Origin of the sequence: uncultured Methanobrevibacter sp. (assembly GCF_947166415.1) — an archaeon.
In the GTDB taxonomy this organism is placed as follows: Archaea; Methanobacteriota; Methanobacteria; order Methanobacteriales; family Methanobacteriaceae; genus Methanocatella.
Genome location: NZ_CAMVEE010000010.1, coordinates 50,415 through 56,905, shown reverse-complemented (window position 1 = coordinate 56,905; position 6,491 = coordinate 50,415). Strand labels below are relative to the sequence as shown.

The 6,491-nt window shown below is 33.1% G+C and carries 5 protein-coding genes and 2 pseudogenes; all 7 read left to right on the top strand.

Features of this window, described 5'->3' with window-relative positions:
• Nucleotides 1-97 precede the first annotated feature (97 nt).
• The 7 genes and pseudogenes from Q0W25_RS03455 (at nt 98) to Q0W25_RS03425 (ending at nt 6,461) form a co-directional block, all read left to right on the top strand.
• Nucleotides 98-1,219, top strand: coding sequence for a tyrosine-type recombinase/integrase (locus tag Q0W25_RS03455; protein ID WP_298518948.1), 1,122 nt, complete (start codon nt 98-100; stop codon nt 1,217-1,219).
• A gap of 314 nt (nt 1,220-1,533) precedes the next feature.
• On the top strand, nt 1,534-2,031 hold the full coding sequence (locus tag Q0W25_RS03450) for a hypothetical protein (protein ID WP_298518945.1): 498 nt from the start codon (nt 1,534-1,536) through the stop codon (nt 2,029-2,031).
• A 383-nt stretch (nt 2,032-2,414) separates the two neighbouring features.
• A pseudogene (gene mtrA, locus Q0W25_RS03445) lies at nt 2,415-2,918 on the top strand (tetrahydromethanopterin S-methyltransferase subunit A); the annotation flags it as partial.
• Between the two features lie 183 nt (nt 2,919-3,101).
• On the top strand, nt 3,102-3,893 hold the full coding sequence (locus Q0W25_RS03440) for a TrmB family transcriptional regulator (RefSeq protein WP_298518942.1): 792 nt from the start codon (nt 3,102-3,104) through the stop codon (nt 3,891-3,893).
• A gap of 6 nt (nt 3,894-3,899) precedes the next feature.
• A pseudogene (locus Q0W25_RS03435) lies at nt 3,900-5,126 on the top strand (FprA family A-type flavoprotein).
• Nucleotides 5,127-5,128: 2 nt separating this feature from the next.
• Entirely contained in the window at nt 5,129-5,377 is a 249-nt protein-coding gene (locus Q0W25_RS03430; protein ID WP_292852831.1) for a hypothetical protein, read from the top strand.
• A 922-nt stretch (nt 5,378-6,299) separates the two neighbouring features.
• Nucleotides 6,300-6,461 carry a hypothetical protein gene (locus Q0W25_RS03425; protein ID WP_292740385.1) on the top strand — a complete coding sequence of 54 codons (162 nt, stop codon included), beginning with the start codon at nt 6,300-6,302 and terminating at the stop codon, nt 6,459-6,461.
• The last annotated feature ends 30 nt before the right edge of the window (nt 6,462-6,491 follow it).

Genomic DNA, 6,491 nt, shown 5'->3' with positions numbered 1-6,491 from the left:
AAATATGTCAAGTATGGATATGCTTGATTACTCGACAGTTTATAATAGTTACCAAATGCTCTCTTGGATAAATCGAATATACTAAGAGGTAATATATATGACTATGAAAACTGACGACGAACTCATCACCTATTTTGGTACGACCAGAAACCTGAAAAAAAGCACTATTGATTCCTACAAAATCTACATAAGAGAATACAGCAGGTTCAATGACAAAACAATGGTTGAACTTCTTGAAGAAGCTGAAAATGAAGAGGAAGAAGGAATCCGTTGGAAACACAGGACATTAAGAAAAAGACTGTTGAGCTTTAGAGCACATCTCTATGAAAAACACGCATACATCACTGCAAAAACCAGATTCAGCAAACTGCTTGCATTCTACAGGCATTTTGAAATTGAAATCCATCCATTGCCACCAATCAGCAACAAAAACATAGATGAAGTAGCCATTAGCTTTAAAGACTTGCCTGACAAAGACATCATTAAAAAAGCTTTGAAAATATCCACACCCCTCATGAGAGCAATAATTCTTTTTATGAGCTCATCAGGATGTGCAAGAATGGAAACACTAAACCTGACCATAGGAGATTTCGTAAAAGCAACAGAAGACTATCACAGAAGCAACGACATCTATGAAGTATTGAGAAGATTGAAAAACAATCAGACCGTTGTACCACTGTTCTACCTGAGGAGGCAGAAAACAAACAAATATTATTATACCTGCTGCAGCCCTGAAGCAACAACAGAGATAATCAATTATTTGTTAAGTGAACAAAGATACCTTCAACCTGACTCCCCATTGTTTAAAATCAATGACCAGGAGTTCTTGAAAAGATTCAGATCCATCAACAATCAGTTAGGTCTTGGCAAAGTCGGACACAACATCCGTTTCCGCAGCCATATGTTAAGAAAGTTCCATGCAAGCCAACTTCGTGAAAGCGGGTTGGACATGGACACCATCGATGCATTGCAGGGCAGGGCAAAAACTGAAGTAAGGCAAAGCTATTTCTTTGACAACCCTGAAAACATAAGGGAATCTTACATTGGACATATGGATTGTTTAACAATCAATTTGGATGTCAACTCCATTGATATCAAAAGTCCTGAATATGTCAAACTGGAAAATGAAAACAAATCCTATCAGTCTCAGATGGATGAGCTTAATGGAAAGCTTAATTTCATAATGCAGCATATCGATGAAGACATTGGACTTTCCTAAATTAAAAAGTGGAATTGAATATTCCACTTCTACTTTTATTTTTTCAAAACTCTTCAGAAACACGTTTTTTCATATATCATTTTTTGAAATTAATAGTTACCAAATGCTCTCTTGGGAAAATCCCATATTTTTAATTAATCTTAATATATCAAATAGGAGTCACATATTTCAGATGCTTTTTTTGACAAAAGCGTAAAATTGTAAATTTGGTGATGGTTGAGATCCTGGAAATGTGACTCTCTACTCATTTTTCATAAACTCTCATATTTATTAAAATCAAAAATTGGTAATTCACAGAAATGGAAAATGGTAATATGATACGGAAGAATAGTAAAAACTTAATTGAATGGGTGTATGAGAATATAGTTGACTTTACAGATGAAAATGACACTTCAACATTGACTTGGAACAGCACACAAGAAGATGCACGGAGATTCCTGCAGTCTATTTCACAAAAGGAAAGAGTTCAGAAATACGGATTCTTTTCCAGCCGTTCACACTTTTTTCTTGTGGAATCCTTTGATGATGTTAAGCAAGTCTTGGAAAAAGGGTTTATCTCTGAGATGACATGCGAAAAAATCTACAGGTGGAACTCGGAAGTCGAACGTGAAAATTGGAACATGACTGATGTTAGAGGAGTATTATATCCTGATACTACATTGGATGATGCAACTGAAGAAAAGTTTCTCTCCAACATAATGCTTAGATTATTAAATGCAGGCCTCCTTGAATATGTCAATATTGAAGAAGAGAATAAAAAGATGTTTATATTAACTGAAAAGGGCGAAGATGTATTTGGGGATATATTATAAATTCCCCATTGTCCAAACTGTTTTTAAAATTCAATTCCTCATAATCCCAACATTAACGATTGGATTTAGCTATTCAAAACTTCTTTTCTTGAATGCTTTGATATATATCCTAATGGAAAAACAGGATTGATTTGATAAATGGTGGCCGTTAATGTTAATATCACCTCATCAAATCAAATCTAAAAAAGCAGCAATTGAATTATCAACATCATGTTAATGGAAATTTAGTTCTGATAAACATATGTTTCTGATGTTCATTGCAAAGATAAAGACAAATAAGAGACTTAATAATTCATTTATACAAATAATCCTAATTAAGTTACAAAATATTTAAATATAATAATTAACCAGTTTTATTTATAAATTAATGGGAGGAATGAATTATGGTTGATAAAAAAGCACCTGCCGCTGATTGGCCAGTAATAACTGGAGATTACATTGTTGGAGATCCTGAAAGCCCAGTAGCGGTTGCAACACTTGCTTCTCATATTGAAGCAGAACTTTCAGGAGCAGCTATTGCAGGACCATGCAAAACAGAAAACTTAGGTATTGAAAAAGTAGTTGCAAACGTCGTCTCAAATCCAAATATAAGATTTTTCATTTTGGCCGGAGCGGAAGTGCAAGGCCACATTACAGGTCAAAGTTTCAAAGCATTACATGAAAACGGTGCAGATGCAGATAAAAAGAAAATCATTGGTGCAACAGGGGCAATCCCTTTTGTTGAAAATTTACCTCTTGAGGGTGTTGAAAGATTCCAGAAACAGTTGGAGATTGTTGATTTAATCGACACTGAAGACATCGGAACAATTCAATCTAAAATAAATGAATGTATTGAAAAAGATCCTGGTGCTCTTGAAGCAGAACCGATTGTCATGGAAGTTGATGAAGAAAACGAAAAAATGGTTATTGTCAAAAAAGACAAGAAAAAAGAAGCTGAAGCCTAACTTCAGCTTAATTTTTTTTAAAATCACAATGTCACTAGATTTGTATAAAAAGTAACAAAATTTATTAATAGTGCTCTTTTAAAAGATATCCTTAACATTAATGATAAGAGGAATATGATGGAGAAAATGATAAACTCTTTAAAAAAGCTTGGATTGAACCGATATGAGGCTCAAGCATATATAGGACTTACTAAAATAATCACTGGCCAGGCAGATGAAATTGCAGAAGTATCCAACCTGCCACGTTCTAGAATTTATGATATATTAAATCAACTTGAAATGAAAGGATTTGTAGAAATCACAAGAAGCAGACCTTTAAGATACACTGTCATAGAGCCTACGGTAATATTCAAACAGGAAAAGGAAAATCTCATTGATGAGCTACAATCAACTGAAAAAAAGCTTGAAGAATTATATTTAAACAATACTTCAGAAGTTCAGGCTCCAGTATGGCTTATACACACTACAGACAACATTTTAGAAAAAGAAATGGAAGTGATTAAAAAAGCATCGAAGCTAATTACATTGAGAGCCGGATTTTTACTTAAAGGCGAAGCGCAAATGATGATTAAAGCATTCAATCACCTTCCAAGATCTGTTAAAATTAAGATCATTGCAAATAAAGAGTGTTATGTGGAAAATGAAAAAATAGAAATAATTGATATATTCAAAAAAGCAAAATTGTCCAATCTGGAAATAGTTGAAGGGGACTTGCCGATGATGAAAATGTTGATACGTGATGGAAGGGAATTGGTAGGGACATTTGCAAGATTTGAAGGTGAGAACAATTCAGTAAAGCCGGAAACTGCAATTGGCGTAAACAACAGGTATGAAGCACTGTGCAAGAATTTCAATGATTATTTCATTAAACAGTTCAATATGTTAAACTCATTTAATAAAAAAATAACTAAAAAGTGATTTATGATGAAAGCGGAATCTGTAAAAATAGCCGATGGCGTGTACTGAGTTGGTGCACTTCATTGGAACACAAGAAGTTTCCATGGATTTGCAATTCCTGGAACAACTTACAACTGTTATCTGGTATTTGGTGAAGAGAAAGTTGCATTGATTGATAATGTATTCTCAGACGGCATGATAGATCAATTGAATGCTCGGATTGAAGATGCATTTGCTAAAGAAAATCGTGAAAACAAGATTGATGTATTTATCCAATGCCACACTGAACTTGACCATTCAATGGGACTTAAAGAGACTATTGACAAATATCCTGAAGCTGAAGTTTATGCATCTCCGAAAGGTGCTGAATTTTTAGAAAAGCAATATCATACTTACTCTGATGTTGAAATCACTACTGTAAAAACAGGTGACAGTATTGATTTGGGTGGTAAAACTTTAGCTATTGTATCAGCCCCTATGCTTCACTGGCCGGACAGTATGTTTGTAATGTATGCTGAAGAAGGAATATTATTCTCAAATGATGCTTTCGGACAGCACTTATGCCTATCCAAAAGATATGCTGAAGATTACTCTGAAGACTTTATTTTAAAAGCAGCTAAGAAATTCTTTGCTAATCTGGTGGTTTTAGGTGCTCCGATGCTCAGGATGAAATTTCAGGAATTAACTGAAGCAGGAATTGTAGAGCAAATCAAAATGATTGCACCATGCCACGGCCAAATCTGGAAAGACCCATCAAAAATCATTCAGGCATATTCTGACTGGGCGAGTGGAGTTTGTGAAGATAAGATTACAATTGTCTATGATACGATGCACCATTCCACAGAGAAATTGGCATTCCAAATTGCTGAGGGTATAATGAGTGAAGGCATCGAAGCTGTAATGTATCATATGGAAAGCGATTATGAATCAGAAGTGGTATCTGACATTCTTGATTCAAAAGCAATAGCCTTAGGTGCCCCAACAATGATGAACAAGCCTTTCCCAAGAATTGGAAACCTAATGTACTGGCTTGACTGCCTAAATTTCAAAGGTACAACCAGCGAAAAAAATGCGCTAATATTCTCATCCAAAGGATGGGGAGGTGGAGCAATTGCTAAACTCCAAAGAGATTTAGAAAGTGCAGGCTTTACAATATTTGATACAATGGACGCAGTATTTGTTCCCGATGAAGATATCTATGAAGAGGCATTCCAGAAAGGGGTTGAACTTGCAAAATCAATAAAAGGTGAATGAATATGGTTAATTTGGACAAAGATATTGAAGGAAAAATTGAAGAGATTATTGGCAAATACCAAAAAAGAGAAGCAAAGCTTTTAAACTATCTGATTGTGGATGATGAGATTACTTTCTTCCTGCCATTATCTGATGATGAAAAGATTTCAGATGAGGATTTAGCTAAAATTTCAGAGCTAATTAAAGGAGAATACATTCAAACAGAATCCATCAATCAAGAATACAGAATTAAATTCAAATATGGATTATAGAATTCAAAATTCTAATAATCCCTTTTTTTATTATTTAACTAACAAAGTTCAGAAAGTATACAATATTTCTTTTCCAACTGGAAACATGACCTCCACTTTAACATTAACGTCTGAGTATACTTATTCAAAAACTTATTTTAAACCTTTGATATATATCCTGACTTTGAATTAATGTATTTTTTTTAAATCTTCTTTTGTTAATGTCAAATCCGTTTCATTAAATTAATCAGAGAACTTTAACATTAATTTAAGTCATAAATTACGAATATTTTAATAACTGTCATTTCATTTTTCACCCTGAAAAATTCATGTGATATTTCATGATTTTGATTTTATACATTCTAGTTTTCTGACACGAAGTGGTTGTTTAATCGTTTAACAAAATCTCCAAAAATACTAGGGTCAAAAACATATTTTTTTGAAAAAAAATTAAACATTATTCATTCAAATTCCATAGTAAGCTTTAAATAGTTCAAATTGTAATGTAGTATTGACCATCACAAAATGACTACAATTTTTCAAAGTGAAAGCAATTTTTCACTATGAAAACAATTTTTGTGATGAAGTTAAAAATCGAGGTGAACATCAAAAAAAGATATAAAATCAGATCAATAAAAAAAAGTATTTTCAAAGTGGGTCAGTAAGAAAATAAAAATAGAAACAGAGTCGCCAAACCATGTTAAAATTAATATTTTCCAAAACTTAACCCAATAATAAATTTGTTAATAATATATATAAACATTTGTACAATTTAAACTGGAAATGTTTAATAATTGGTTAATAAAGGAAAATTAACATTACAACCACTATTTTTATTTTTTATAAATTTCTGACCAATCTGATTGAAAATTTTGACCGTTGACAATACAAATAACCCCAACAGATTAATTTGATTGGGAAAAATAAATGGAGTCTCTAAATCATGATTGGAGTAAAAAAATGTATAACCAAAGAAGTCATTGTTCCGGGCAACTTCCAGGCGCTGGAGGAAGCCATCAGTGAAATCACGGAATGTGAAAACATCAGAAATGAAAAAGAATTCTTTGACTTGTACCAAATCAGGATATTGAAACTAGACTGTTGAATTACATTAACATTAAAGGAGTCGCCAACC

What these genes read in the sequence shown, in the direction of transcription:
- Q0W25_RS03455 (WP_298518948.1), top strand. Translation starts at nt 98, where the DNA reads ATGACTATGAAAACTGACGACGAACTCATCACCTATTTTGGTACGACC.
- Q0W25_RS03450 (WP_298518945.1), top strand. Translation starts at nt 1,534, where the DNA reads ATGATACGGAAGAATAGTAAAAACTTAATTGAATGGGTGTATGAGAAT.
- Q0W25_RS03440 (WP_298518942.1), top strand. Translation starts at nt 3,102, where the DNA reads ATGATAAACTCTTTAAAAAAGCTTGGATTGAACCGATATGAGGCTCAA.
- Q0W25_RS03430 (WP_292852831.1), top strand. Translation starts at nt 5,129, where the DNA reads ATGGTTAATTTGGACAAAGATATTGAAGGAAAAATTGAAGAGATTATT.
- Q0W25_RS03425 (WP_292740385.1), top strand. Translation starts at nt 6,300, where the DNA reads ATGATTGGAGTAAAAAAATGTATAACCAAAGAAGTCATTGTTCCGGGC.